Consider the following 934-nt stretch of genomic DNA (forward strand, 5'->3'; position numbering starts at 1 on the left):
TACAGAGTATAGGGAAGCAATTAATGCTAACAATCCATTTTTTATTCTCGCAACTTTCAGCTCTTTCGTGATGACTAATTTCAATTGAAATAGCGCTGATAATAAGTACGGCAGTAATATAGATGTTGACGCAATAAAATACATAATTTGATATGTCGATTGTGAAAACAGAACGATTATAAATATAGTTTGGGCAACGATATTTGAAATCCACAATGCCATATGCGGCGTTTGTTTCTTATTTGTTTTCGTAAAGACTTTCGGAAACACGCCGTCTTTTCCTGCTACGTGAGAAATTTCAGAAACAAGTAAAAACCAGCCAATTAATGTACCTACAAGTGACGCAACTAATCCAATATTAATTGCCATTGCACCCCATGGCCCAACAACATGTTCTAATACATGTCCCATTGAAGGAGTCTCTAATACTGAAAGTTCTTTTCTTGTCATGGCTCCCATTGACAGAACAGAAATTAAAATATAAATAGACATTACTAAAATAAGTCCAAGTACTGTCGCTTTTCCAACGTCTCTACTATTTTTAGCTCTTCCTGATAATACAACTGCTCCTTCAACCCCAATGAACACCCAAAGGGTTACAAGCATTGTATTTTTCACTTGACCTAGTACAGAGGAAACTGAGATAGTTCCTTCGCCCCAGAAGTCATGTGTAAATGTATCCCAGCGAAACGCTGTTACCATCACGACAATAAATAATAAGATCGGAACTAATTTCCCAATCGTTGCGATAACATTCATAATGGAAGCTTCACGAATTCCAAATAAAATTAGAAAATGCAATGTCCATAATAAAAGTGATGCACCTACGATTGACGCAACATTATTTCCGCCTTTAAAAATTGGGAAGAAGTAACCTAATGTACTAAACAGTAACATAATTGTTGCAACATTTCCTAAAATCCCTGCTAACCAG

The 934-nt window shown here is 36.0% G+C and carries 1 protein-coding gene; it reads right to left on the minus strand.

The window, feature by feature from the left end; translation table 11 throughout:
* A partial coding sequence (locus AC1DJR_RS31615; RefSeq protein WP_477004431.1) for an amino acid permease occupies window positions 1–934 on the minus strand: 934 nt, incomplete at both ends.

The organism is Bacillus sp. 05T31 (assembly GCF_056396725.1).